This is a genomic window from Pseudolysinimonas sp. (assembly GCF_057350545.1).
This window is the reverse complement of record NZ_JBMRCP010000049.1, coordinates 1-25,416: the sequence shown is the minus strand read 5'-3', so window position 1 is coordinate 25,416 and position 25,416 is coordinate 1. Positions and strand designations below refer to the sequence as shown.

Annotated in this window: 24 protein-coding genes; 13 read left to right on the top strand and 11 right to left on the bottom strand. The window is 70.5% G+C overall.

The window, feature by feature from the left end; translation table 11 throughout:
- Positions 1 to 4: 4 nt before the first annotated feature.
- Both ACO1X9_RS07075 and ACO1X9_RS07070 read right to left on the bottom strand, forming a co-directional pair.
- Positions 5 to 253 (bottom strand): hypothetical protein, encoded by a 249-nt coding sequence (locus ACO1X9_RS07075; RefSeq protein WP_486350116.1) that lies wholly within the window; start codon positions 251 to 253, stop codon positions 5 to 7.
- Complete coding sequence (locus tag ACO1X9_RS07070) at positions 250 to 519, bottom strand: DUF3099 domain-containing protein (RefSeq protein ID WP_486350115.1); 270 nt, start codon at positions 517 to 519, stop codon at positions 250 to 252. Before ACO1X9_RS07070 ends, ACO1X9_RS07075 begins: the two co-directional genes overlap by 4 nt.
- Positions 520 to 567: 48 nt before the next feature.
- Between ACO1X9_RS07070 and fabG the strand changes: the two genes are divergently transcribed.
- On the top strand, positions 568 to 1,275 hold the full coding sequence (fabG, locus tag ACO1X9_RS07065) for a 3-oxoacyl-ACP reductase FabG (protein ID WP_486350114.1): 708 nt from the start codon (positions 568 to 570) through the stop codon (positions 1,273 to 1,275).
- 22 nt (positions 1,276 to 1,297) lie between these two features.
- Here fabG and serB read toward each other — a convergent pair whose 3' ends face one another.
- Together serB and ACO1X9_RS07055 are read right to left on the bottom strand one after the other, a co-directional pair.
- Positions 1,298 to 1,948 (bottom strand): phosphoserine phosphatase SerB, encoded by a 651-nt coding sequence (serB, locus tag ACO1X9_RS07060; protein WP_486350113.1) that lies wholly within the window; start codon positions 1,946 to 1,948, stop codon positions 1,298 to 1,300.
- A gap of 65 nt (positions 1,949 to 2,013) precedes the next feature.
- Positions 2,014 to 3,255 carry a glucose-1-phosphate adenylyltransferase gene (locus ACO1X9_RS07055; protein WP_486350112.1) on the bottom strand — a complete coding sequence of 414 codons (1,242 nt, stop codon included), beginning with the start codon at positions 3,253 to 3,255 and terminating at the stop codon, positions 2,014 to 2,016.
- A gap of 48 nt (positions 3,256 to 3,303) precedes the next feature.
- Here ACO1X9_RS07055 and glgA point away from each other — a divergent pair, with 48 nt between their 5' ends.
- The 3 genes from glgA (at position 3,304) to ACO1X9_RS07040 (ending at position 5,668) form a co-directional block, all read left to right on the top strand.
- Entirely contained in the window at positions 3,304 to 4,551 is a 1,248-nt protein-coding gene (glgA, locus tag ACO1X9_RS07050; RefSeq protein WP_486350111.1) for a glycogen synthase, read from the top strand.
- A gap of 12 nt (positions 4,552 to 4,563) precedes the next feature.
- On the top strand, positions 4,564 to 5,349 hold the full coding sequence (locus ACO1X9_RS07045) for an ABC transporter ATP-binding protein (protein WP_486350110.1): 786 nt from the start codon (positions 4,564 to 4,566) through the stop codon (positions 5,347 to 5,349).
- Between the two features lie 64 nt (positions 5,350 to 5,413).
- Positions 5,414 to 5,668, top strand: a complete 255-nt coding sequence (locus ACO1X9_RS07040; RefSeq protein ID WP_486350109.1) for a type B 50S ribosomal protein L31 — start codon at positions 5,414 to 5,416, stop codon at positions 5,666 to 5,668.
- A 75-nt stretch (positions 5,669 to 5,743) separates the two neighbouring features.
- On the opposite strand, the gene ACO1X9_RS07035 is transcribed toward ACO1X9_RS07040, so the two are convergent.
- Entirely contained in the window at positions 5,744 to 6,931 is a 1,188-nt protein-coding gene (locus tag ACO1X9_RS07035) for an NUDIX domain-containing protein (RefSeq protein ID WP_486350108.1), read from the bottom strand.
- Between the two features lie 49 nt (positions 6,932 to 6,980).
- A complete protein-coding gene (gene treS / locus ACO1X9_RS07030; protein WP_486350107.1) occupies positions 6,981 to 8,690 on the bottom strand; it encodes a maltose alpha-D-glucosyltransferase in 1,710 nt (569 codons plus the stop codon).
- 55 nt (positions 8,691 to 8,745) lie between these two features.
- Between treS and ACO1X9_RS07025 the strand changes: the two genes are divergently transcribed.
- Both ACO1X9_RS07025 and ACO1X9_RS07020 read left to right on the top strand, forming a co-directional pair.
- On the top strand, positions 8,746 to 9,591 hold the full coding sequence (locus tag ACO1X9_RS07025) for an alpha/beta fold hydrolase (protein ID WP_486350106.1): 846 nt from the start codon (positions 8,746 to 8,748) through the stop codon (positions 9,589 to 9,591).
- Between the two features lie 7 nt (positions 9,592 to 9,598).
- Positions 9,599 to 10,687: a glycosyltransferase family 4 protein gene (locus ACO1X9_RS07020; RefSeq protein ID WP_486350105.1), complete on the top strand. Its 1,089-nt coding sequence runs from the start codon at positions 9,599 to 9,601 to the stop codon at positions 10,685 to 10,687.
- A gap of 1 nt (position 10,688) precedes the next feature.
- Here ACO1X9_RS07020 and ACO1X9_RS07015 read toward each other — a convergent pair whose 3' ends face one another.
- Entirely contained in the window at positions 10,689 to 11,315 is a 627-nt protein-coding gene (locus ACO1X9_RS07015) for a histidine phosphatase family protein (RefSeq protein WP_486350104.1), read from the bottom strand.
- A 23-nt stretch (positions 11,316 to 11,338) separates the two neighbouring features.
- Positions 11,339 to 12,187 carry a Sir2 family NAD-dependent protein deacetylase gene (locus tag ACO1X9_RS07010; protein WP_486350103.1) on the bottom strand — a complete coding sequence of 283 codons (849 nt, stop codon included), beginning with the start codon at positions 12,185 to 12,187 and terminating at the stop codon, positions 11,339 to 11,341.
- Positions 12,188 to 12,310: 123 nt separating this feature from the next.
- Here ACO1X9_RS07010 and ACO1X9_RS07005 point away from each other — a divergent pair, with 123 nt between their 5' ends.
- The 3 genes from ACO1X9_RS07005 (at position 12,311) to ACO1X9_RS06995 (ending at position 16,023) form a co-directional block, all read left to right on the top strand.
- Positions 12,311 to 13,114 (top strand): TrmH family RNA methyltransferase, encoded by an 804-nt coding sequence (locus ACO1X9_RS07005; RefSeq protein ID WP_486350102.1) that lies wholly within the window; start codon positions 12,311 to 12,313, stop codon positions 13,112 to 13,114.
- A gap of 40 nt (positions 13,115 to 13,154) precedes the next feature.
- Complete coding sequence (locus ACO1X9_RS07000; protein ID WP_486350101.1) at positions 13,155 to 14,690, top strand: APC family permease; 1,536 nt, start codon at positions 13,155 to 13,157, stop codon at positions 14,688 to 14,690.
- Positions 14,691 to 14,763: 73 nt separating this feature from the next.
- Entirely contained in the window at positions 14,764 to 16,023 is a 1,260-nt protein-coding gene (locus tag ACO1X9_RS06995) for a D-alanyl-D-alanine carboxypeptidase family protein (RefSeq protein WP_486350100.1), read from the top strand.
- Between the two features lie 21 nt (positions 16,024 to 16,044).
- On the opposite strand, the gene ACO1X9_RS06990 is transcribed toward ACO1X9_RS06995, so the two are convergent.
- On the bottom strand, positions 16,045 to 16,806 hold the full coding sequence (locus tag ACO1X9_RS06990; protein ID WP_486350099.1) for an SGNH/GDSL hydrolase family protein: 762 nt from the start codon (positions 16,804 to 16,806) through the stop codon (positions 16,045 to 16,047).
- Between the two features lie 145 nt (positions 16,807 to 16,951).
- On the opposite strand from ACO1X9_RS06990, the gene ACO1X9_RS06985 reads away from it, so the two are divergent.
- The 4 genes from ACO1X9_RS06985 to ACO1X9_RS06970 all read left to right on the top strand — a co-directional run bounded on the left by ACO1X9_RS06985 (position 16,952) and on the right by ACO1X9_RS06970 (position 21,345).
- Positions 16,952 to 17,221, top strand: a complete 270-nt coding sequence (locus ACO1X9_RS06985) for a GlsB/YeaQ/YmgE family stress response membrane protein (protein ID WP_486350098.1) — start codon at positions 16,952 to 16,954, stop codon at positions 17,219 to 17,221.
- Positions 17,222 to 17,318: 97 nt separating this feature from the next.
- Positions 17,319 to 18,566, top strand: a complete 1,248-nt coding sequence (dinB, locus tag ACO1X9_RS06980; protein WP_486350097.1) for a DNA polymerase IV — start codon at positions 17,319 to 17,321, stop codon at positions 18,564 to 18,566.
- Between the two features lie 90 nt (positions 18,567 to 18,656).
- Positions 18,657 to 20,444 carry a DEAD/DEAH box helicase gene (locus ACO1X9_RS06975; RefSeq protein WP_486350096.1) on the top strand — a complete coding sequence of 596 codons (1,788 nt, stop codon included), beginning with the start codon at positions 18,657 to 18,659 and terminating at the stop codon, positions 20,442 to 20,444.
- 13 nt (positions 20,445 to 20,457) lie between these two features.
- Entirely contained in the window at positions 20,458 to 21,345 is an 888-nt protein-coding gene (locus ACO1X9_RS06970) for an oxygenase MpaB family protein (protein ID WP_486350095.1), read from the top strand.
- Positions 21,346 to 21,352: 7 nt separating this feature from the next.
- Here the strand turns inward: ACO1X9_RS06970 and ACO1X9_RS06965 are convergent, their stop codons facing one another.
- Both ACO1X9_RS06965 and ACO1X9_RS06960 read right to left on the bottom strand, forming a co-directional pair.
- On the bottom strand, positions 21,353 to 22,609 hold the full coding sequence (locus tag ACO1X9_RS06965) for a GDSL-type esterase/lipase family protein (RefSeq protein ID WP_486350094.1): 1,257 nt from the start codon (positions 22,607 to 22,609) through the stop codon (positions 21,353 to 21,355).
- Positions 22,610 to 22,722: 113 nt separating this feature from the next.
- On the bottom strand, positions 22,723 to 25,416 hold a 2,694-nt coding region (locus tag ACO1X9_RS06960; RefSeq protein WP_486350093.1), incomplete at its 5' end, for an error-prone DNA polymerase.

Here is a 25,416-nt window from a genome sequence, read left to right as displayed (position 1 = left end):
CAGCTCACCGGGCGACGCCCGGGGTGGGGAGGTCGGGCACGCGCTCGGCGGGCGCGTCGAGCGCCGTCACGAGCACGGGGAAACCGCGCGTCGCGAGGTAGTCCGCGAGCGAGCCGCGGTGGTCGCCGCACGCGAGCCACACCTTCACGCGGTCGGCCGAGTGGATGCGGGGGTTGCGCCAGTTGACACGCCAGGCGGCGGACGCGGAGCAGCCCGCCGAGGAGCACTGCACCGCGGCGGCGTCGCCGATCACGACGGGTCGCGGGGCACGATCCCGCCGGGGCCCTCGACGGGGGCGCTCCGCCGACCGCCGACGGCGTTCGCGAGCACGACGGCGACGTACGGCAGGAAGATCGCGCCGAGCGCCGGGATCAGGAGCCACCACCCGGGCGTGAAGATGCAGGCGATCACGCACAGCGTGCGGATGCCCATCGTGATCGCGTACCGGCGCATGCGTCCGGCCTGCTCCTCGGCGGGCGAGAGCGGCAGCTCGGTGATGACGACGGGGCGGTTGCGCATGGTGTCCTGACATCAGGTTACGCTCGTCGCCCTCGCTAGGCTGGCGGAATGGCTCCCCGCACCGTCCTCGTCACCGGCGGCAACCGTGGCATCGGCCACGCGATCGCCGCGGAGTTCGTCGCTCAGGGTCACCGCGTCGCGGTCACCGCCCGCTCGGGGGAGGGGCCGGAAGGTGCTCTCACCGTGCGCGCCGACGTCACCGACGGTGCCGCTCTCGACGCCGCGTTCGCCGAGGTCGAGCAGCAGCTCGGCCCGGTCGAGGTCGTCGTGGCCAACGCCGGCATCACCCGCGACACGCTGCTCATGCGGATGAGCGACGACGACTTCGACGACGTCGTCGACACCAACCTCGGCGGCTCCTTCAAGGTCGTCAAGCGCGCCTCGAAGGGCATGCTCAAGGCCCGATTCGGCCGCATCATCCTCATCTCGAGCGTCGTCGGCCTCTTCGGCGGCCCCGGCCAGGTGAACTACTCGTCGTCGAAGGCGGGCCTCGTCGGCATGGCACGCTCGATCACGCGCGAGCTCGGCGGCCGCGGCATCACGGCGAACGTCGTCGCGCCGGGGTTCATCGAGACGGACATGACGGCCGAACTTCCGGAGCAGACCCAGGCCGACTACAAGAAGTCCATCCCCGCCGGCCGCTTCGCGACCCCCTCCGAGGTGGCGAAGGTCGTCGTGTGGCTCGCCGGCGACGACGCGGGCTACATCTCCGGCGCGGTCATCCCGGTCGACGGCGGCCTCGGCATGGGTCACTGAGTCTCGACACGCCGCTTCGCGGCTACTCGACCACCGAGCGGGCGAGCCCCAGCGCCGGAAGCAGCATCTCGAGGTCGCGCTCGTCGAGCAGCACGTCGGCGACGTCGCGCACGGGGGCCTTCGCGTCGAACCCGACGGAGAGCCCGCAGATGGCCATCATCGGCAGGTCGTTGGCACCGTCGCCGACCGCGACCGTCTGACGCATCGGGATGCCCGCGCCCGCGGCCCACTCGCGGAGCGCGTCGGCCTTCGCGGCCGCGTCGATGACGGGCGGCACGACCTCGCCGGTCAGGCGTCCGTCGGCGACCGCGAGCCGGTTCGCGCGCCAATGGTCGAGGCCGAGCTCGCGCGCGAGCGGGTCGATGACCTCGTGGAAACCACCCGACACGACCGCCACCTCGCCCCCGGCGGCATGGACCCCCGCGATGAGCTCTGGCACGCCGCGGGTGACGGTGACGCGCGACCGGACGACCTCGATGACCGACTCCGGGAGCCCCGCGAGGGTCGCGACCCGATCGCGCAGGCTCTGCTCGAAGTCGATCTCGCCGTTCATCGCCCGGAACGTGATCTCGGCGACCCGCTCCCCGGAGCCGGCCTCCTCCGCGAGGAGTTCGATCACCTCGTCCTCGATGAGCGTGGAGTCGACATCGAGCACGACGAGGAAGCGGGCCATGGGGCGGGTCGGGCCTTTCGAACGGCGGGACGCGGACGAGCGGAGCCCGGGCGCCGCCGGATTCGCTAAGACGTGACGTGCACGCCCTTGCCGACCACGGTGATACCCGAATCGGTGACGGTGAAGCCGCGGCGCCGATCGGCGTCATGGTCGACGCCGACGGTGGCACCGGCTTCGACGACGACGTCCTTGTCGAGGATAGCGCGCTGCACGATCGCCCGATCGTCGATGCGCGCACGCTCGAAGACGACCGAGTCGATCACCCTCGCGCCCGAGCCGACCGTGCTCCACGGACCCAGAACGCTGCGCTCCAGGTGCCCGCCCGAAACGACGCACCCGAGGGCGACGATCGAGTCGATCGCGGTGCCGATCGCGTTCTGTCCGTCGCGCACGAACTTCGCCGGCGGGGAGTTGAGCTGCTGACTGAAGATCGGCCAGTCGCGGTTGTACAGGTTGAACACGGGGAGCGCGGAGATGAGATCCTGGTGCGCCTCGAAGAACGAGTCGATCGTTCCGACGTCGCGCCAGTAGTAGCGATCGCGGTCGGTCGCCCCGGGCACGTCGTTGTCCTTGAGGTCGTACACGTGGGCGGCACCGCGGGCGACGAAGTCGGGCACGATGTCGCCGCCCATGTCGTGGTTCGAGTCGGGACGGTCGCCGTCGCGCTGCACGGCCTCGATGAGGACGTCGGCGTCGAAGACGTAGTTGCCCATCGAAGCGAGGATCTCGTCGGGGGAGTCGGCGAGTCCGGTCGCGTCCTTCGGCTTCTCGCGGAACGCGCCGATCTTCGTCGAGTCGTCGGACTCGAGCTCGATGACGCCGAACTGGTCGGCGAGCGAGATCGGCTGCCGGATGGCGGCGACCGTGACGCCCGCGCCCGACGCGATGTGGGCATCCACCATCTGGCTGAAGTCCATGCGGTAGACGTGGTCGGCACCGACGACCACGACGATGTCGGGCTTCTCGTCGCGCAGCAGATTGAGGCTCTGCAGGATGGCGTCGGCCGACCCGGAGAACCAGCGCTTGCCGAGGCGCTGCTGCGCGGGGACGGATGCCACATACGAGCCGAGCAGCCCCGAGAGCCGCCAGGTCTGCGAGACGTGGCGGTCGAGCGAGTGCGACTTGTACTGCGTGAGCACGACCACCTGGCGCAGGCCCGAGTTGATGAGGTTCGACAGCGCGAAGTCGATGAGGCGGTAGCCGCCGGCGAACGGCACCGCGGGCTTCGCCCGATCCGCCGTGAGCGGCATGAGCCGCTTCCCCTCGCCGCCCGCGAGGACGATCCCGAACACCTTCTTGGCCACCATGGGTCAACAGTAGGGCCGCTCCCGGAGGCGTGTACTAGCGTTCTCTGAATGCGAGTCGACGTGGTAAGCCGGGAGTATCCGCCGGAGGTCTACGGTGGCGCCGGGGTGCACGTGGCGGAGCTCGTCAGTGCTCTTCGAGCCGCCTCCGACGGCGGTGCCCCGCGCGAATCGGTGGACGTCGTCGTGCGCTGCTTCGGGATGCCGCGCGACGAATCCGATGTGCACGCCTATCTCGTGCCGCCGCAGCTGACGACCGCGAACCCGGCTCTCGCGACGCTCGGTGTCGACCTGCAGATCGCCCAGGACGTCGAGGGCGCCGACCTCGTGCACTCGCACACCTGGTATGCCAACGGCGCCGGCCACCTCGCCAAACTGCTCCACGGCATCCCGCACGTCGTCACCGCGCACAGCCTCGAGCCGCTACGGCCGTGGAAGGCCGAGCAGCTCGGCGGCGGCTACCGCATCTCGAGCGAGATCGAGCGCACCGCCTTCGAGGCCGCCGACGCCGTCATCGCGGTGAGCCACGGGATGCGGGCCGACATCCTGCGCTCCTACCCGGCGATCGACCCCGCGAAGGTGCGGGTCGTGCACAACGGCATCGACCTCGAGCGCTGGCGCCCGGTCGACGACCCCGAGGTGGTCCGCTCCTTCGGCATCGACCCGACCCGCCCTTCGGTCATCTTCGTGGGTCGCATCACCCGGCAGAAGGGGCTCCCGTACCTGCTCGCGGCGGCCCGACTGCTGCCCCCCGAGGTGCAGCTCATCCTCTGCGCCGGCGCGCCCGACACCCCCGAGATCCTCGCCGAGGTCCAGGCCGGTGTCGCCGCCCTCCAGGCCGAGCGCACGGGAGTCATCTGGATCGAGCGCCTCCTCGCACAGCCCGAGCTCGCCGCGCTGCTCTCGGCGTCGACCACGTTCGTCTGCCCGTCCGTGTACGAGCCGCTCGGCATCGTCAACCTCGAGGCGATGGCGTGTGCGCTCCCGGTCGTCGGCACGGCGACGGGCGGCATCCCCGAGGTCGTCGCCGACGGCGTCACCGGGCGACTCGTGCCGATCCAGCAGCTCGACGACGGCACCGGCACGCCCGTCGACCCGCAGCGGTTCATCGCCGACCTCGCCGCCGCGCTCACCGCGGTCGTGGCCGACCCCGCCGCCGCCCGCGAGATGGGCATCGCCGGTCGTCGCCGCGCGGAGGCCGAGTTCAGCTGGGCCTCGATCGCCGAGCGCACGCGCGCCGTCTACACCGAGCTCGTCCCGCCCGCCACCCCGACCGGCAGTCGCCGCGCAGCGAAGTAGGCTGGACACACCATGTCCCCGGTGCTCCAGTTCTCGAAGGTCTCTGTCACCCGAGGGGGCAACCGCATCCTCGACCAGGTCGACTGGACGGTGAACCCCGACGAACGCTGGGTGATCCTCGGCCCGAACGGTGCCGGCAAGACGACGCTCCTGCAGATCGCCTCCGCGGCGATGCACCCCACCTCGGGCTCCGCGACGCTCCTCGACGAGCGACTCGGCGGGTCCGACGTCTTCGATCTCAAGCCGCGCATCGGCGTCGCCTCGTCGTCGATGGCGCGCCGCATCCCGGCCGACGAGAGCGTGTTGGATGTCGTGCTCACCGCCGCCTACGCCGTCACCGGGCGCTGGAACGAGCAGTACGACGAGGTCGACGTCAAGCGCGCGCGCCGCGTGCTCGACGAGTGGAAGCTCGGTGCCTTCGCCGATCGTCGCTTCGGCACCCTGAGCGACGGCGAGCAGAAGCGCGTGCAGATCGCGCGCGCCGTGATGACCGATCCCGAAGTGCTGCTGCTCGATGAGCCGGCCGCGAGCCTCGACCTCGGGTCCCGCGAAGAACTGCTGCAGCTGCTCGGCGGGTTCGCGCGCAACACCGAGTCGCCCGCGATGGTCATGGTGACGCACCACGTCGAGGAGATCCCGCCGGGCTTCACGCACGTGCTCCTGCTCGCGACCGGCGCCGTGAAGGCGGCGGGCAGGCTCGACGAGGTGCTCACGGCTGCCAACCTCTCGGCGACGTTCGGACTCGGCATCGAGCTCACGTCGTCGAACGGCCGCTACGCGGCTCGCGCCGCCGGCTGATCTGCTATTCTCGATCCTTGGCCGTTCGGCCCACACTTTCCTTCTTCTCTTCCGAGGTAGCGCCATGAAGTCCGAGATCCACCCCGAGTACGCCGCGGTCGTCTTCCGCGATCTCGCGAGCGGCGCCACGTTCCTCACGCGCTCGACGGTCAAGAGCGACAAGACGATCGACCTCGACGGCGCGACCTACCCGGTCATCGACGTCGAGATCTCGTCCGAGTCGCACCCTTTCTACACGGGCAAGCAGCGCATCATGGACAGCGCCGGTCGCGTCGAGAAGTTCAACCAGCGCTTCAAGAACTTCGGCGGCCAGAGCTAAGCCTCTGCCGCACGAAACGCCCCGGCCTGATCGTCAGGAGCGGGGCGTTTCCACGTCTCGGGGTACCGCGAACCGTCAGAACAGTGCGGGACGTCGTTGCGCCCAGAGCGGGAGCATGACCTCGAGGGTGAGCGGCGCGAGCTCCACCGAGTGGACGTCGTCGGGCGACTCGAGCCAGTGCACGGCGTCGATCTCGCCGCTCGGCCGCAGTTCGGCGTCGGTCACGAGGGCGAAGACCTCGGCCCGCACGCGCGCACCGGGCTCGTTGAGCGCGTCGGCCTCGAACGAGCCGAGGAACTCGGTCTGGTCGACGTCGACCTCGAGGCCCAGCTCCTCCTGGAGTTCGCGGATGAGCGTCGCGAGGGCGCTCTCGCCCCGCTCGATCTTGCCGCCGGGTTGCATGAACCCGGTGGTCCCGCGCTTGCGCACGACGATCGCGCGGCCCGCCGGGTCGGTCACGATCGCGGCGGCGACGTGGATGCGACGCGGTGCCGCCGGGGGAGTCGGGGGTGGCGGGTCGGAGACGGGGACCACGGGGAGCGCGTCCGACTCGAAGACCGCAACCGGTTCCTCGTCGGCCGGCTCGCGGACTGCCTCGACGGCCTCCGACGGCTCGGGGGCCGCAGCGGGAGCTTCGAGGGCGAGCACGCCCGTGTCGGAGAAATCGAACATCGGCACCGTGTCGCTCGGCCGCAACGGAGGAGCGGGGATCGGCTGGGTGTCCTCGATGAGCCGGATGTCGTCGAGCGGTACGACCGGCCAGTCGTCGAGCATCCCGCGCTGTCGCGCGTGGAGTGCAGCGGGACGCGCGAGGAGTTCCTCGTGGTCGCACATCGCCCGAACAAGACGTCCCGCGACGAGGGAGCCCGGCGAGACCCCGTAACGCTCCGCCAAGGCGCTGAGTGAGCGGCTGCCCTCGAACTCGGGGGCCAGCAGGTGATCGAGCAGCAGCGGGTCGAGCACGGGCGACGGGTCGGCGAGTGGCGGGATGCCGCGGCGTCGGCACTCGCGATCGAGGAGGGTCAGCCCGGCCGCGGCGTCGTAGATCGCGAGCGGAACGCCGAGCACGAGCAGGGTGCGCAGCGTCTGCGCGACCTCGCCCACGACGGCGCCGGAACGGTCGGAACCCCAGTCCCAGCGCACCGTTTCGGTGCCGTCCTCGTCGAGCATCGCGATGCGCGCGGCGACGACCCGTCCCGTGTCGAGTTCTGAGCCTGTGGTCGCGAACTCGACGACCCCCAGGCGCCCCAAGGCGCTCCCCATCCGCACAGAGTACGACGCTCTCCCTGGATGCCGGCGCAACGACCTGGGGCTAGCGCGTCGCGTCTCCGATGTGCAGCCAGTAGAAGGACTGGGTGCCGAGGGTGAGGGTGAGTCGTCCGTCGTCGCCGATCGCGGGGAAGTCGGCGCCCCCGAACAGATCGTGGAGGGGGGCGCCGTACCAGCCGTCGAAGTCGAGGGTGACGGAGACGGGGTTGTGGGCGAAGGAGAAGACGCACAGGATCTGCTCCGGCTTGTCGCCGTGCGCCGTACCCGATCCCTCATAGTCGCGCACGAAGGCGAGCACGGATTCGTGATCGGTGCGCAGCACGCGGAGGACTCCGAGGCCGAACGCGGGGTGGGACTTGCGGATGTGGATGACGTTGCGCACCCAATGCAGCAGCGACCGGGATTGCGCGAGCTGGGACTCGACGTTGACGAGCGAGTAGTTGTAGACGAGCGACTGCACCACAGGGAGGTAGAGCTTGCCGGGGTCGGCCGTGGAGAAGCCGGCGTTGCGGTCCGGCGTCCACTGCATGGGCGTGCGCGACGCGTCGCGGTCCGGCAGCCAGATGTTGTCGCCCATCCCGATCTCGTCGCCGTAGTACAGGAACGGCGACCCGGACAGCGAGAACAGCAGGGCGTGCGCGAGCTCGAGCTCGGCACGCGCGTTGTCGAGCAGGGGTGCGAGGCGACGACGGATGCCGACGTTCACGCGCATCCGCGGGTCGTACGCGTACCAGCCGTACATCGCCTGCCGGTACTCCTCCGAGACCATCTCGAGGGTGAGTTCGTCGTGGTTGCGCAGGAACACACCCCACCCGGCGCCGTCGGGGGTTTGCGTCGTCTCGGACAGCACGTGCTCCAGCTCCGACGCCGACTGGGAGCGCAGCGAGTAGAAGATGCGCGGCATGACCGGAAAGTCGAAGGCCATGTGGCACTGCGGCTCGTCGTTCGTGCCCATGTAGGCGACGACCTCGCTCGGCCACTGGTTCGCCTCGGCGATCATCACCCGCCCCGGGTACTCGGTGTCCATCATCCGCCGCACGGCCTTGATGAACTCGTGCGTCAGCGGTTCGCTCTCCCCGGTGCCCTCCTCCGATTCGTAGAGGTAGGGGATCGCGTCCAGTCGGAACCCGTCGACGCCGAGATCCATCCAGAATCGGATGACGTCGAACAGCGCTTCGTGCACCGCCGGGTTCTCGAAGTTGAGGTCCGGCTGGTGCGAGAAGAACCGGTGCCAGTAGAACTGGCGCCGCACCGGATCGAAGGCCCAGTTGGAGTCTTCGTAGTCGGTGAAGATGATGCGCACGTTCGGAAAGCCCTCATCCGTGTCCCGCCACACGTAGAAGTCGCCGTACGGACCCTCCGGGTCGCTGCGCGACTGCTGGAACCACTCGTGAGCATCCGACGTGTGGTTCAGCGGCAGATCGATCACGACGCGCATGTTGCGCTCGTGCGCCTTCGTGATCAGCTCCCGGAACTCCTCGATCGTGCCGAACTCGGGAAGCACGGTCTTGTAGTCGGCGACGTCATAGCCGCCGTCCCGCAACGGCGAGTTGAAGATCGGCGGGATCCACAGCGCGTCGACGCCGAGCCACTGCAGATAGTCGAGCTTCGAGATCAGTCCGCCGAGATCGCCCGACCCGTCGCCGTTGGAATCCACGAACGACCGCACCATCACCTCGTAGAACACCGCACGCCGGTACCACTGCGGATCGAGGGCGAGACCGGGCAGTGTGATGGGCGCGGTGAAGGTCACCGAAAGAGTCTAGGCAGCGCTGTCCCGGTGACTCCGCTCATAGACTGGCGGGGCCATGGAGATCCTCACGCGCGACCTGCAGGTGCTCGGCAGCCGGGTGCGCTACTGGGAGTACGGCACCCCGGGGCACGGGCCGACGATCGTCGTCGTCCACGGCTACCGGGGCGACCACCACGGACTCGAACCGGTCGTGAAGCTGCTGCCCGACTTCCACATCGTGTCGCCCGACCTCCCGGGCTTCGGCGAGTCGACGCCGATGACCGAGGAGCCGCATTCGATCGAGGGCTACGGCGAGTGGTTGCGCGAGTTCGTGGGCGAACTCGGCCTGACCGGAGAGATCCTGCTGGGACACTCCTTCGGCTCGATCGTCGTGTCGCACGCCGTCGCCGCGGGGCTGCCGGCGAAGGGCGTCATCCTCATCAACCCCATCGCCGACGACCCGTCGAAGGTCGCCGGCATCGGCGCGACCCGCTTCTACTACGCCGTCGCGCGGCGCGTCCCGGAGCGCGCGGCGCGCGCCTGGCTCAGCAACCCGCTCGTCGTGCAGGGGATGAGCACGAAGCTCGCGAAGACCCGTGACCGACAGCTGCGACGCTTCATCCACGGCCAACACCACGCGTACTTCTCGGCGTTCGGCTCGCGGGAGAGCATCGTCGAGGGATTCGACGCGTCGCTGTCGACGACGGTCGCCGCGGTCGCCGAGCGCATCGAGCAGCCCGTGCTGCTCGTCGCGGGGGAGCGCGACGAAGTGGCTCCGCTCGAGGGGCAGTTCCGGCTGCTCGAGGTGTTCCCGGATGCGCGGCTCGACGTCATCCCGGGTGTCGGCCACCTCATCCACTACGAGACCCCCGAGGCCGCCGCGCACGCGATCCGGGCGTTCGTCGCCGAGCGGCTGAGCTAGGAACGCCGTGCGGATCCTCTTCGACTGCCGATACGTCGTGCGGGAAGGCCACCACGACGGCATCAGCAAGTACTCGGCACGCCTCGTGGAGGCGCTCGCGAAGCGGATGCCCGTCGAGATGCTCATCAGCGACGAGCGTCAGTTGCGCCTGCTGCCCGATCTGCCGTGGCATCTCATCCCCTCGGAGACGGGGCTCGGCGAGCCGTGGCTTCCTCGGCACCTCAACAGGCTCGAACCGGACGCCGTGTTCAGTCCGCTGCAGACGATGGGGTCGATCGGTCGGCGGTACGGACTCGTGCTGACCCTGCACGACATCATCTACCACCGCCACCGCACGCCTCCGAAGCACCTGCCCTGGTACATCCGCGTCGGGTGGTGGCTCTATCACCTGACCTGGATGCCGCAGCGGCGCGCGCTCAATGCTCCTGACGAGGTCGTCACGATCTCGGAGACGACGCGGGACCTCATCGCCCGGCACCGGCTCACCCAACGTCCCGTGACCGTCGTGCGGAACGCGGCCGACCCGATCGCCGACGGCGCCCCCGTTCGCACGGCCCCCACGACCCGGGATCTCGTCTACATGGGCTCGTTCATGCCCTACAAGAACGTCGCGACACTCGCGCGGGCGATGGGAGAGCTGCCGGGATACCGGTTGCACCTGCTCTCCCGGGTGCCGGCGGCGGAGCGCGCCAGGCTCGAATCGCTCGCTCCCGCGGGGGCGCTCGAGTTCCACGACGGTGTCACGGACGCCGAGTATGCGGCCCTGCTCGAAGGTGCCTGCGCGCTCGTGCACGCCTCCCTCGACGAGGGCTTCGGCATCCCCCTCGTCGAGGCGATGAGCGTCGGCACGCCCGTCGTCGTGAGCGACATCCCGATCTTCCGCGAGATCGGTGGAGACGCGGGCGTCTACGCCGATCCCCACGACCCGTCGGCGTTCGCCGCGGCGGTGCGCTCGCTCGAGGAGCCTGCGGAGTGGACGCGCCGGTCGGCCGCCGCCCGCGCACAGGCACGGCTGTTCGACTGGGATCGCTCAGCCGAGGTGCTCTACGAGGTGATGCGCCGCGTCGCGTCGAAGGTGCGCCCCGAGGACGCCTGAGTCAGCTCTCGCGAGCCTCGACGGCGTTCTGCATGTCGAGATCGCCTGCCCGCGGGTCGACCGCGGCGAGCTCGATCGGATCGTCGAAGGCGACGAGCCGCAGGTCACCCGCGGCGACGTGGAAGGCGTGCACCGATCCGTTCGTGATCGGCCCGAAGCCGCCGTGCGGCTCCGCCGAGAGCAGCGCCGAGCGGATCGCGCCGCCGTGGCTCACGACGACGATCGACTCGCCCGGGTGGTCGGCCGCGAGTCGGATGAGGTCGGGCACGATGCGCGCGGCGACCTCCTCCCGCGACTCTCGCCCGGGCACCGGCGTGCCCTCCGGGTAACGGGCGTCGATCTCGCGGTAGCTGAGCCCCTCGGCCGCGCCGTAGTCGCGCTCGACGAGTGCGTCGCGCAGAGCGGGTTCGTCGAGGCCGAGCTCGCGCGCGATGATCTCGGCGGTCTCACGCGCCCGGCCGAGCGGGCTCGCGACGACGCGGTCGATCGGCCGGCGGGTCAGCAGCATCCCGGTCAGCCGGGCCTGCTCCCGTCCGGTCGCGTTGAGCGGGATGTCGGTGCGGCCCTGGATGCGGCGCTGCCGGTTCCAGTCGGTCTCGCCGTGGCGCACGAGGTACAGATCGGTCATGGCGATCCGATCCTACGTGCGCGTCAGCCGAGCCGCTCCCGGAGCGCGACGAGCACCTCGGAGGCACCGGCGTCGATCTTGAGCGTCGCCCGCGAGTCGCCCTTGGTCTCGCCTCGGTTGACGATGACGACGGGCAGCCGCCGCTTGAGCGCCTGGTCGAGCAGCCGGATGCCGGAGTTGACGACGAGGGACGAGCCGGCGACGACGAGCGCCCCGGCGGTGCGGATGAGCGCCGCGCCCTGCGTGAACTTCGCCGGCGGCACGAACTCGCCGAAGAACACGACGTCGGGCTTGAGCATGCCGCCGCACACGGTGCAGTCGGGCACCACCATGTCGCCGACCGCGTCGATGTCGACGTCGCCATCGGGGTTGAGCTTGACGTTCTCGGGCTCGGCGAGCCACGGGTTGTCGCGCGTCATCCGCGCGGCGATGTCCTGACGGGCGAACTGCTGGCCGCACGCGAGGCAGCGCACCCGGTCGATCGAGCCGTGCACCTCGACGACGTGGCGAGAGCCCGCTTGCAGATGCAGTCCGTCGACGTTCTGCGTGACGACGCCGTTGACGACACCCGCGACCTCGAGCTCGGCGAGCGCGCGATGACCCGCGTTCGGTCCCGCGGCCGCGAAGTGGCGCCACCCGAGGTGGCTGCCCGCCCAGTAGCGCTGCCGCGCCACGGGCTCGGCGAGGAAGGTCTGGAAGGTCATCGGTCGACGCACCGGCGCGCCCTGGCCGCGGTAGTCGGGGATGCCCGAATCGGTGCTCACGCCGGCACCGGTGAGCACCGCGATGCGCTTGCCGGCGAGCAGGCCGACCGCTCGATCGAGGTCGGCGGCGAGTGCCGGATCGACGGGCGCGAGCGTGTTCGTCGACATCCACGTCTCCTTCCGCGCACCGGGTGTGTACGAAGGCTAGAACGCGCACGTTGCGAGAATGTTTCCGCGCGCCGTGGATCGGTCGCGCGGATCGGAGGCGGGCTCGGCTCCTAGGCTGGCGGGATGCGCGTCGTCACCGTCACCGATCCGGGCGCGCCCGAACTCCGCGACTACACGGAGCTCACCGACGTCTCGCGGAGACGGTTGCGGGAACCCGCCGAGGGCATCTACATCGCCGAGTCCGTCAAGGTCATCGAGCGCGCACTCGACGCCGGTCATCGCCCCCGCTCCGCGCTCGTGCTCGAGAAGTGGCTGCCCGAGGCTCGGGCGCTGCTTGCGGACCACGACATCCCCGTCTTCGTCGGTCCGCTCGAGCTCCTCGAGGAGCTCACGGGGTTCGTCATGCACCGCGGGGCGCTCGCGTCGATGCACCGGCCCGCACCGGTCCCGGTCGCCGAGCTGCTGCGCGACGCGCGGCGGGTCGTCGTGCTCGAGGACATCGTCGACCACACGAACGTGGGGGCGATCTTCCGCGCCGTCGCGGGTCTCGGCGCCGACGCGGTACTCGTCACCCCGCGCTGCGCCGATCCGCTCTACCGTCGGGCGGTGCGGGTGAGCATGGGCGCGAGCCTGCAGATCCCGTGGACACGGATCGGGGAGTGGGAGGAGGCGGCGCCCCAGTTGCACGCGGCGGGCTTCGAGATCGCCGCACTCGCGCTCTCCGAGGACGCCGTCGACCTCGCGACCTACGCCGCCGACCCGCCGGAGCGCGTCGCCCTCGTGCTCGGCACGGAAGGCGACGGACTCAGCCGCGCCGCACTCGAGGCCGCCGACACGGTCGGCACCATCCCGATGGCGCGCGGGATCGACTCCCTCAACGTCGCCGCCGCATCCGCCGTCGCCCTCTGGTCGCTGCGGGTGCTCTGAGCACCTTTCCCGGCGCTGCCGCGCGCACTAGGGTCGGCCCATGACGACCACCGCTCCGACCGGCAACGGCGCCGGCAAGGGATTGGCGAAGGGGCAGCTCGGCCTCTTCGGCTCGACCATCATGGGACTCGCCTCGACGGCTCCCGTCTACTCGCTCGTCGCGACCCTCGGCTTCGTGATCGCGGAGGTCGGCGCGCAGGCTCCGATCGCATTCATCCTGGCGTTCATCCCGATGTTCTTCATCGCCTTCGCCTACCGCGAGCTGAACCGCGCCGTGCCCGACTGCGGCACGACCTTCACCTGGGCCACCAAGGCCTTCGGCCCGTGGGTCGGCTGGCTGGGAGGCTGGGGCGTCGCGGTCGCGGGCATCATCGTGCTCGCCAACCTCGCCCAGATCGCCGGCCTCTACTTCTGGTACCTCATCGAGGGGTTCACGAACACGCCCGGGATGTTCTCCGACCAGCTCTGGATCGTCACCCTCACCGGAGTCGTCTTCATCGCCGCGATGGTCTACGTCTCCTACCGCGGCGTCGAGATCGGCGAGAAGCTCCAGAACGTGCTGCTCGGCATCCAGTACCTCGCGCTCGTGCTGTTCGTCGTGTTCGTCGTCGTCGCGATCGCGAACGGGTCGGCGCCCGACTCCGTGCCGGTCGAGGGTTCGTGGTTCAACCCGTTCGCCTTCGAGTCGTTCGACGGCTTCACCGCCGCGATCCTGCTGGCGCTCTTCATCTACTGGGGCTGGGACACCTGCCTCGCGCTCAACGAGGAGACGAAGGACCCGAAGCGCATCCCGGGTCGCGCCGCCCTCATCTCGACCGTCGTGCTCATGGTCACCTACGTCGCCGTCACGGTCGCCGCGATCGCCTACGCCGGCCTCGACAACCTCACCGACTCCGACGACATCTTCTACACCGTGAAGGATGCGCTGTTCGGCCCCTGGGCGTGGCTGCTCGTGCTCGCCGTCATGATCTCCGCGGTCTCGTCGACGCAGACCACGATCCTGCCGACGGCGCGCGGCACGCTCTCGATGGCCGTCTACAAGGCGCTGCCGAGCCGCTTCGGACGGGTGCACCCGAAGTACCGCACCCCGGGTTTCTCCACCCTCGTGATGGGCATCGTCGCGACCGTCTTCTACGTCGGGATGACGCTCATCAGCGAGAACTTCCTCGCCGACTCGATCTACAGCCTCGGGCTCGCGATCGCGTTCTACTACGGCCTCACCGGCTTCGCGTGCGTCTGGTACTTCCGCAAGGAGCTCTTCGTGAACGCGCACAGCTTCTTCTTCAAGTTCCTCCTGCCGCTGCTCGGCGCGCTGCTGCTCACCGCGGCGTTCGTGAAGAGCGCGATCGACATGCTCGACCCCGACTACGGCTACACGGTCTTGTTCGGGGTGGGCGGCGTCTTCGTGATCGGAGTCGGCTCGCTGCTGCTCGGCGTCGTGCTCGTGATCGTCTGGTCGTTGTTCCGCGAGTCGCGGCCCTTCTTCCGCGGCGATAGCCTCAACCGCGACACCGAGGTGCTCGTTCCCGAGGACGACCAGCTCGTCATCCGCAGCGTCGACGGCGGTCGCGGCTGACGCCCGTGTCGTCCTGAGGGCTGACGCCCCGTGTCGTCGTGAGGAGGGCGGCGGAACCGCTTAGGGTCGACGGGTGTCCACCGCCTTCGACGAGCCCGGGCTGAGGTCGCGGCTCTCCCGACGACAGGTCTACCGGCGGCGTCGTATCGTCGTCTTCGGCGGCGTCGCCGTCGTGCTCGCGACGCTCGTCTACCTCCCGCTCACCCTTCTCGCGCCGCTGCGCGCGGCGGCCGTCACCGTCACGGCGCCGCAGGAAGCCGTCCCCCCGGCGGTCGCGCTCGACTTCCCGGAGTACGGCGCGAGCGGGATCGCCGCGGTCGGCGTCGACGGGCTCCTGGGGCAGAGCGGCACCACCGACCCACGCCCGATGGCAAGCATCACGAAGGTCATCACCGCGCTCGTCGTGCTCGAGAAGCACCCCCTCGCGGTCGGCGAGGCGGGCCCGACCGTGACGATGTCGCGCACCGACGCGGGCTATTACGGCGAGTACCTCGCGCAGAACGGCACCGTCTCCGACGTGCGCTCCGGGATGGCGTTCAGTGAGCGCGAGCTGCTCGAACTGACGCTCGTGAAGTCGGCCAACAACTACACGAAGAGCCTCATGATGTGGGCGTTCGGGTCGCAGGAGGCGTACGTCGCCGCCGTGCAGGCCTGGCTCGGCGTCCACGGGCTGGACAGGATCGTCGTCATCGAACCGACGGGGATCGACCCGGCGAACGTCGGTCCGGTCGAGCAGGTCATCGAGCTCGGCCGCATCGCCCTCGAGCATCCCGTCGTCGCGGAGATCGTCGCGACCCGCGAGGTCGGCGTCGCGAACCTGGGCGTGCTGCCCAACACGAACGCGCTCCTCGGCGTGAGCGGCGTCGACGGCATCAAGACCGGCACGCTCGACGACTTCGGCGCGAACCTGCTGTTCTCCGCCGACTACACCGTGGGCACATCGACCGTCACGCTCGTCGGCGTCGTGCTCGGCGGACCGACCCACGACAGGATCGACTCCGACATCCTCGCCCTGCTCGCCTCGACGATCGCCAACTTCAGCGAGGTCGAGGTGGCGGCGGACGACGAGGCCTTCGCCGTCTACGAGACGGTGTGGGGGGCGGATGCCTCGGCGATCGCGAGCGAGCGCGCGACGCTCCTCGTGTGGAGCGCCGACCAGATCGAGACCCAGGTGGTCACCGAGGAGGTCAAGACCGGCGTGGCCGGCGACGATGTGGGAGACGTCGTGTTCCGCGCGGGCTCCCGCAGCGTCACGATCGACCTCGAGCTCGCGATCGACGTGCCCGATCCCGGCCCGTGGTGGCGGCTCACCCACCCCGCCGAGCTGTTCTGAGAGTTTGAGAAGCCGAGACGCTCAGAACGAGGGGCGTTTCGGCGCCACCCCGTCGCCCGACGACCGCCGGCGCACGCGCCGCAGAACCCAGGGCGCGAAGTACTCGCGTGCCCAGCCGATGTCCTCGATGCGTGCCTCACGCCACGCCTTCCTCGGCAGCGGCTCGGCTTCGAAGGGTTCGAGATCGTGGTGCACGTTGAGCGCATCGAGCACCATGCGCGCGATCGTCTGGTGGCCGACGGGCGAGAAGTGCAGTCGGTCGGGTGCCCACATGCGCGGGTCGGCGAGTTCGCGCAGCGCCCACATGTCGGCGACGATCGCGTCGTGGCGCTTCGCGATCGTGTGCAGGTTCTCGTTGTAGATCGCGACCTTGCCCCGGATGCGGCCGAGCACCGGGGTGCCGCCGATGTCGGGGCCGTTGAACATCACGACGGTCGCGCCCTCCCGTGAGAGCCGCTCGATGCCGCCGTCGAGGCGTGCGGCGACCTCGTCGGGGTCGGTGCCGGGGCGGATGATGTCGTTTCCCCCGGCTGAGATCGAGATGAGGTCGGGATGCAACTCGAGTGCCGCGTCCACCTGCTCGTCGAGGATCTGCTGCAGGAGCCGACCGCGGATGGCGAGGTTGGCGTACGCGAAGTCGTCGGCCTGGTCGGCGAGGATCTCGGCCACGCGGTCGGCCCAGCCGCGGTGGCCGCCGGGCGAGGCGGGCTCGGGATCGCCGATGCCCTCCGTGAAGGAGTCGCCGATCGCGACGTAGCGCGACCACGGATGGCGGGTCGTCATACCTCCCAGATTGCCACGAGAGTGCGTCATTCTCACGTCGCGCTAGCGGGGTGCCGCGCACCGCGTCAAGACCCCACTCCACGGCCAGGTTTCCGATGAGATAGACCCAGACGCGAGATGCGCGTCGAACGAAAGAAGGTTCACCGTGGGAATTCTGGGATGGATCGTCCTCGGCCTCATCGCCGGCGCGATCGCAAAGCTCATCCTGCCGGGCCGCCAGGGCGGCGGCTGGATCGTGACCCTGCTGCTGGGGATCGTCGGCGCACTGCTCGGCGGCTTCATCGGAAGCGCCATCTTCGGGGTCGGCATCGAGGGTTTCTTCGACCTCTCGACCTGGCTCCTGGCGATCGGTGGCGCGGTTCTCGTGCTGCTCATCTACGGCCTGGTCACGCGAGGCAGCCGCACGCGCGCCTGACCTCCGCATCACGTTCGATGGCCCAGGGCTCCGGCTCTGGGCCATCGGCCTGTCTGGGGCACCTGCCGGCGTCGTCCGCCGGTGACAGGATGGCGGCGTGGGCAAGCAGGACGGCAGCGGGCGGCAGGTCTCTGCCGAGCCGGTCGCGGCGCTCGACCCCCACATCCTGCACGTCGACATGGACGCGTTCTTCGCGTCGGTCGAACTGCTCGAGCATCCCGAGCTCGTCGGCAAGCCCGTGATCGTCGGGCATCCGTCGGCGCGCTCCGTCGTCACGGCAGCGACCTACGAGGCCCGTAAGTTCGGCGTCAACTCGGCGATGCCGATGGCTCTCGCGCTGCGACGTTGCCCGCAGGCGATCGTGCTCGAGCCCCACTACGACCGTTACCAGAAGTACTCGGCGATCGTCATGGACCTGTTCCGTGACGTGACGCCGCTCGTCGAGGTGCTGGGCATCGACGAGGCGTTCCTCGACGTCGCGGGCGCACGGAGGTTGCTCGGCACCCCGTGGCAGATCGGCACGCGCCTCCGCGAGACCGTGTTCGCCGAGACGGGGTTGCGCTGCTCCGTGGGGGCAGCGACGACGAAGTACGTCGCGAAGCTCGCGTCCAGCCGCTCCAAGCCCGACGGGCTGCTCGTCGTTCCCCAGGCCGGCACACTCGCCTTCCTGCGGCCGCAGTCGATCTCCGCGCTGTGGGGTGTCGGCGTGAAGACCGCTGAGAAGCTCGAGCGGCTCGGTCTGCGCACGGTCGGCGACGTCGCCGACATCCCCCTCGATGCGCTCACCCGGGCGGTCGGTACCGCGACGGCGAGCCATCTCCACGAGCTGTCGTGGGGCCGCGACCCGCGCGTCGTCGTCACCGACACCGCCGAGAAGAGCATCGGGCACGAGCGCACCTTCGAGCGCAACATCGCCGACCGGGCGGAGTTGGAGAAGGAGATGCTGCGTCTCGCCAACGCCGTGGGGATGCGGCTGCGACGCGGGGGAGTGCAGGCACGCACGATCGCCCTCAAGCTGCGGTTCGACGACTTCTCGACGATCACCCGCTCACGGACCCTCGCCGACCCCACCGACCTCGGACGGCGCATCTACGAGGAGGCTCGCTCCCTCTACGCCGAGTCGGGGCGTGCCGGCGAACCCGTCCGACTGCTCGGGGTGCGGGGCGAGCAACTCACGGGACACGTCGCCGACACAGGACTCTGGGATGACGACGGCGACTGGCGCGAGGCCGAGAACGCGGTCGACGCGATCGCCGCGAAGTTCGGCCGCAACCTCGTGCGGCCCGCGACGCTGCTGGGGGATGATCCCGACCGTCGGATGCCGATGAGGGGCGATCCGACGTAAGTGCTGGCAGGGTCTCGACACGCCGCTTCGCGGCTACTCGACCACCGAGTGCGCGCAGCGGGTCAGCGGCGACGGGTATCGTCTGATCAAGTGAGCGAGTCGTCGGAGGGTCCCGTGTTCCGGGCCACCGCGGCCGCGGAGCACCTCTCGCCGACGTTCCCCGAACGCGCCCCGTGGGGCGCTGTCGCCAAGCTCCGTGCCTGGCAGGAGGAGGCCCTCGCGGAGTACCACCGGCGAGAGCCGAAGGACTTCCTCGTCTCCGCGACGCCCGGCGCCGGCAAGACCGCCTTCGCTCTCCGTCTCGCCTCCGACCTGCTGCAGCGACGCGTCGTCGATCGGGTCACCGTCGTCGCGCCGACCGAGCACCTGAAGATGCAGTGGGCCGAGGCGGCGCACCGCGCGGGCATCCGTCTCGATCCGCGGTTCAGCAACCGGCACTCGCGGGAGTCGCGTCCGTACCACGGGGTGGCCGTCACGTACGCGCAGATCGCGGTGCGGCCGTCGCTGCACAAGGCGCTCACCGAGTCCAAGCGCAGCCTCGTGATCCTCGACGAGGTGCACCACGGCGGTGACGCGCTGTCGTGGGGAGATGCCATCCGGGAGGCCTTCGAGCGTGCCGAACGGAGACTCTCGCTCACGGGAACACCGTTCCGCTCCGATACCGCTCCCATCCCGTTCGTCTCGTACCTCCGCGACGAGCGCGGCGTCCGGCTCTCGCAGACCGACTACGCCTACGGCTACGGGCGCGCCCTCGCCGACCACATCGTGCGGCCCGTCGTGTTCATGTCGTACGCCGGCTCGATGCGCTGGCGCACGCGCCAGGGCGACGAGATGGAAGCCGCGCTCGGGCAGGGCGACACCGCCGACGTCACGGCGCAGGCGTGGCGCGCGGCCCTCGACCCGGACGGCGACTGGATCCCCGCCGTGCTCAGCGCCGCGGACCGTCGGCTCACCGAGGTGCGCCGCGACGTGCCGGATGCGGGCGGTCTCGTGATCGCGACCGACCACGTCACGGCGAAGGCCTACGCGACGATCCTCAGCGGCATCACCGGGCAGGAGACCACGGTCGTGCTCTCCGACGAGCCCGGTGGCTCGGACAAGATCTCGGAGTTCACCGGCAGCACCCGGCGGTGGATGGTCGCGGTGCGCATGGTCTCGGAGGGGGTCGACGTGCCCCGCCTCATGGTCGGCGTCTACGCGACGAGCTCGTCGACGCCGCTGTTCTTCGCGCAGGCGATCGGACGCTTCGTGCGCACGCGCCGCCGCGGCGAGATCGCCTCGGTCTTCATGCCGAGCGTGCCCGTTCTGCTGACCCTCGCGGCCGAGATGGAGCGTGAGCGCGACCACGCCCTCGATCGCGAACGCGGCGACGACGAACTGCTCGACGACGGACTCCTGGAGAGCGCTCAGGAACGCGAAGCCGCCTCGGCCGAGCTGCTCGACGAGTACGAGTGGACGACCCTCGGATCGGTCGCGCAGTTCGAGAAGGTGCTCTTCGACGGGGAAGACTACGGAACGCTCGCCGAGCCGGGCAGCCCCGAGGAGTGGGAGTTCCTCGGCATCCCGGGCATCCTCGAGCCGGAAGACGTGAGCCGGCTGCTCAAGCTGCGGCAGGCGCGGCAGGCCCGGCGGGGTGTCGAGCGACGCCAGGAGAACCCCGAGGCCGCCGAGCCCGTTCCGCTGCACCGCAGCCTCGCCGAGCAGCGCCGGCTGCTGAACAGCCTCGTCTCCGTCTGGTCGAAACAGTCGGGGGAGACGCACGCGCAGATCCACGCCGAAGTGCGTCGCCTCGGCGGCGGTCCCGAGGTCGCGCGGGCGACGGTGGCGCAGCTCCAGGCGCGCATCGACATCCTCCGCTCCCGGATCACGAAACGCTGAGACGGAGGAGACGATGGCCGAGTCGCTGCGGGCACGCCTGCTGACCGCGGTCGCCGGGCATCCCGACGGCAGCGCCCCCTACGTGCTCGCGCTCGCGGAGGGCGACGACGCCGGCTACTTCGCCGAAGACTCGGCACCGTGGATCGTGCACGCCGGGATGGGCACCTTCGTCGCCGGAATCCGAGCCCTCCTCCTGCAGGCGCTGCACCCCGGTGCGATGGCGGGAGTGCACGACTGGTCGCGCTACCGCGAGGATCCGATCGGCCGACTCTCCGGCACGGTGCGCTGGATCGTGACGCTCACGTACGGCTCGCGCGCGCAGGCGGACGGCGAGCTCGGCCGGGTCGGTCGCTTCCACGCGCGCGTGGCGGGCGAGTACCGCGCGGGGTCGGGGGAGACGCGCGAGTACTCGGCGACCGACGGGGAGCTCGTCGACTGGGTGCACGTCGCGTTCGCCGACGCCTTCCTGACCTGCCACGAGGTGTGGGGCGGACCCATCCCGGGAGGCTCGGACGGCTACGTGCACGACTGGGCGACCGCGGGGCTGCTCATGGGCGTCGCCTCACCACCGCGGTCGGCCGCGGAGCTGCGGGCGCGCCGCGACGGGTACCTCGCGCGCGGCGACCTCCGCGGTGACGAGCGGGTGGCCGAGGTCGTGCGGTTCCTGCGTCGTCCGCCCTTCACCGGGTCGCTCGGCATCGCCTATCGACTCCTGTTCGCCGGGGCGGTCGCCACCATCCCGCGGCCGTATCGTCGGATGCTCGGCCTGCGCCGTTCGGCGCTACCGGTCGTGACACTCACGCGCGCCGCGCTGTGGTTCGCCGGCCGCGCGATCGGGGGCGGTCCGCGCGCCCAGGATTACGCACGACGGCGGCTGCGACGGCTCGCGGGCGAGGCGTAGATCCCGCTCACGGTTGCGAGAGCGGCCGATCGTCGAAGGCGTAGGCAGGACCGTCGGGCGCGGGGGGCTGCTGCGGCTTCTCGAAGCGTCGCAACTCCGCTTCCGCCTGCAGCGCGAGCCCGCGGAGCGCCTCGATCGAGACCGACTCGCCGTTGCGCGCGCGCGAGCCCTGGAGACAGAACGACCCGATCACCTTCCCGTCCGACGCGCGCAGCGGATAGCCCGCGTAGAAGTTGATGAAGGACAGATCGATGAGGGGGTTGTCGGCGAAACGGTCGTCGACGCGCGCGTCGGGGATGATCACCGGCGCCTCCTCCGCGACGGTGTACTGGCAGAACGAGAGGTCGAGCGGCACCGAGCCGGGCATGACGTCGGTGTTGTTGGCGTAGAAGAGCCGGTCGCCGTTCACGAGGCTCACGACGGCGAGCTCGACCTTGAACGCCTTCTGCGCCGTCTCGGCGAGCCTCCGCAGCACGGGCGAGCCGCCCTTCGCGGCGAGGGCGACGACCTCCTCGGTACCGCTCCACTCCCAGAGCGGGTCCGCCTGCGGCTCGCGCGGCTCGGGGTCGGGACGCGACGAGACGAGCGCGGGTGCGAGTTCGACGGCGATGCGTGCGGCGAGCTGCGCGTAGACGGCGGACGCCGTCAGCCGTCCACGGGTGTCGGGGACGAACTCGCCGATCTCGAGGTGCGCGACGCCGTGCAGCTCAGCGGTCCAGGTCGCGGCGGCGTTGAGCCGGTCGCGGTGCCCCTCGGAGGCGCGGGCGACGACCCCGTCGAACGCCGGGAGCGCCCGCACGGGAGGGATGCCCACGACGAGCACGGCGGCATCCGGACGCAGCCTCGGCACGACCGACGAGAGGAGCTCACCCAACCCCCGCTCCCAGTCCGGCACCGGGGTGCGTCGGAGTGCGTCGTTGAGCCCGAGGGCGACGACCACGGCGTCGAGATCACCGAGGTCGCGATCGCCGCCGACCCAGGCGAGTGACGACCGGGCGTTCATCGACTCCGCGCCGACGACATCCAGATCGCACCCGCGGCCCGTCCGGTCGGCGACCGCGTCGGACAGTCGCCCGGTGAGCGCCTGTCGGTGCGAGTCGACACCCCAGCCGTGTGTGAAGCCGTTGCCGATGAGGAGGACCCGATCCGCGCGCGGATCGCCCGATCGGGTGACCGCCGAGTCCTGGGGTCGTCGATGCTTGCGCAGCTCGAGGAGGCGCAGGGCGTACCACGCGCGGAGCGCGGTACGCAGGATCGACGACATCGCCGTAGCCCTTCGGGTGGGATCGGTGGAGTGGCCAGGCTAACGCGCGAGACGCCTCCGAGGCGCGTCCCCTTTCTCGTGACAAACCGCGCACGCGTCGGCTCCGAAGAGGGTCAGTGGAAGTCGCGCGAACGGTGGAGGACGCCGGCGCTCAGCGGCTCGAACGCGTCGGCGACGAGGTTGGTGACGCCTTCGGGCGAGCGCTCGAGAATGCCGCGCACGAGCAGCGCCGGTGACTCACGGGCGACACGGCGATAGCGCTTCCAGACTCCGACCGAGCAGATGACGTTCACCCAACCGTGCTCGTCTTCGAGGTTCATGAACGTCATCCCACTCGCCGTCCCCGGACGCTGGCGGTGGGTGACGAGACCCGCCACCTCGACCCGGCGACCCGGTTCGTGGGTGCGCAACGCCGCCGAACTGAGCACGCCGCGCTCGTCGAGGGCTGCGCGCAGATGCGCGACCGGGTGATCGTCGACTGAGATACCGGTCGACCAGAGGTCGTCTCGCAGCACCTCGAACGACGTCGGGTCGCCGAAGAGCGGCGGCTGCACCGTGACGACCGTCTGCGGCAGGAACTCGGCCCGGTCGCCCGCCGCCGCGCCTGCCCGCCAGAGCGCCTCCCGCCGCTCGAGTCCGAACGGCTCGAACGCGTCGGCGGAGGCGAGCGCCTCGAGCTGCGTCGCGGTGAGCCCGACCCGCCGCACGAGATCCTCCATCGACGTGTACGCACCCCGCGGCCCCTCGCGCTCGGCCACGATCTTGCGCGCGACCCCTTCACCGATGCCGCGCACCCCGGCGAGCCCGAGCCGCACCGCGGCGGTGCCGTCGCGGCGGTGAGCCGGGTTCGTGTCGGGGGCGTCGCGGTCGAACCGCGGAGGGACGGGCGGCTGCACCCCGAGGCACGCGTCGAGTCCCGTCTCGGGCAGCACCCCGTCGCCCCCCGCCAGCGGGCCCTGCTCGTCGAGCGGCTCGAGCAGCGCGAACACCCCCGAACGCAGGATGTCGGGGCGCCGCACCTCGACGCCGTGACGCCGGGTGTCGGCGACGAGCGTCGCGGGAGAGTAGAAGCCCATGGGCTGCGCCCGCAGCAGCCCGGCGAGGAACGCCGCCGGATAGTGCAGTTTGAGCCACGAGGAGGCGTAGACGAGCAGCGCGAACGAAAGGGCATGGCTCTCGGCGAAGCCGAAGTTCGCGAACGCCTGGATCTGCCCGTAGATCGTGTCGATCCCGTCGTCGTCGAGCCCCTTCGCGTGGAGCCCGACCTCGAGCTTCTCGCGCAGCGACTCGATGCGCACCTTGCCGCGCTTCGACCCGAGCGACCGGCGCAGCAGGTCGGCCTCCTCGGCGTCGAGCCCGCCCAGGTCGCGCGCGACCTTGAGCACCTGCTCCTGGAACACCGGCACCCCGAACGTCTTGCCGAGGATCGGCTCGAGCTCGGGATGCAGGTACTCGAACGGCTCGCCGAGCTTGCGGCGCACGAACGGGTGCACCGCGCCGCCCTGGATGGGACCTGGCCGGATGAGGGCGATCTGGATGACGAGGTCGTAGAAGCGCCGCGGCTGGAGCCGGGGGAGCAGTCCCATCTGCGCGCGGCTCTCGACCTGGAAGATGCCGATCGCGTCAGCCCGGCAGAGCGCGTCATAGGTGGCCTCCTCCTCCTTGGGGATCGTCGACAGCGTCAACTCGCGCCCGAAGGCATCCCGGATGCAGTCGAACGAATGCTGGAGGGCGGAGAGCATCCCGAGCCCCAGCAGGTCGAACTTGACGAGCCCCATCCAGGCGCAGTCGTCCTTCTCCCACTGCAGGACCGTGCGCTTGTCCATGCGCGCGTGTTCGATCGGCACGACCTCGCCGATCGGACGCTCCGTCATCACCATGCCGCCCGAGTGGATGCCGAGGTGCCGCGGGAAGCCGAGCAGCTCGCCCGACAGGTCGAGCACGGATCGCGGGATGTCGCGGAGATCTTCGATGACCGGGTCGCCCCAGCGCTCGAGCCGCTTCGACCAGGCGTCCTGCTGCCCGGGGCCGTGGCCGAGCGCCTTCGCCATGTCGCGCACGGCGTTGCGCGGCGTGTAGGTGACGACGTTGGCGACCTGGGCGGCGTTCTCACGGCCGTAGGTCTCGTAGACGTACTGGATGCCCTCCTCCCGCCGGTCGGAGTCGAAGTCGACGTCGATGTCGGGCTCTTCATCGCGGATGCTCGACAGGAACCGCTCGAACGGCAGCTCGTAGAAGATCGCGTCGATCGCCGTGATGCCGAGCACGTAGCAGACGGCGCTCGAGGCGGCGCTGCCGCGACCCTGGCAGAGGATGCCGGAGCGCCGGGCGAAGTCGACGATGTCCTTCACGAGCATGAAGTAGCCCGGGAAGTCTTTCGCGGCGATGACATCCAGCTCGCTCTGCAGCCGTCGGCGGTGACCCTCGGGGAGGTCGGGACCGTACTTCTCGGCGGCACCCCGCCAGGTCTCGGCGGCGAGCCACTCCATGAGCGTGAGCCCCGCGGGCACGGGGAGCTGCGGCAGGCGCGGGGTGGCGCTGCGCAGTTCGAACGCCGTCTCACGGGCGAGTTCGACCGAGTAGGCGACGGCACCCGGGTAGCGCGCGAAGCGGGACCGCATCTCGTAGCCCGAGCGCAGGTAGGCGCCGCCCGCAGCGGGCAGCCACGGCTCGTGCTGGTCGAGACTCGCGCGCGCCCGCACGGCGGCGAGGGCGGTCGGGAGCGGCGCGCGCTCGGGCCGGGCGTAGTGCGCGTTGCCCGTCGCGAGGATCGGCAGCCCGAGGTCGCGCGCGATGCCGGCGGGGGC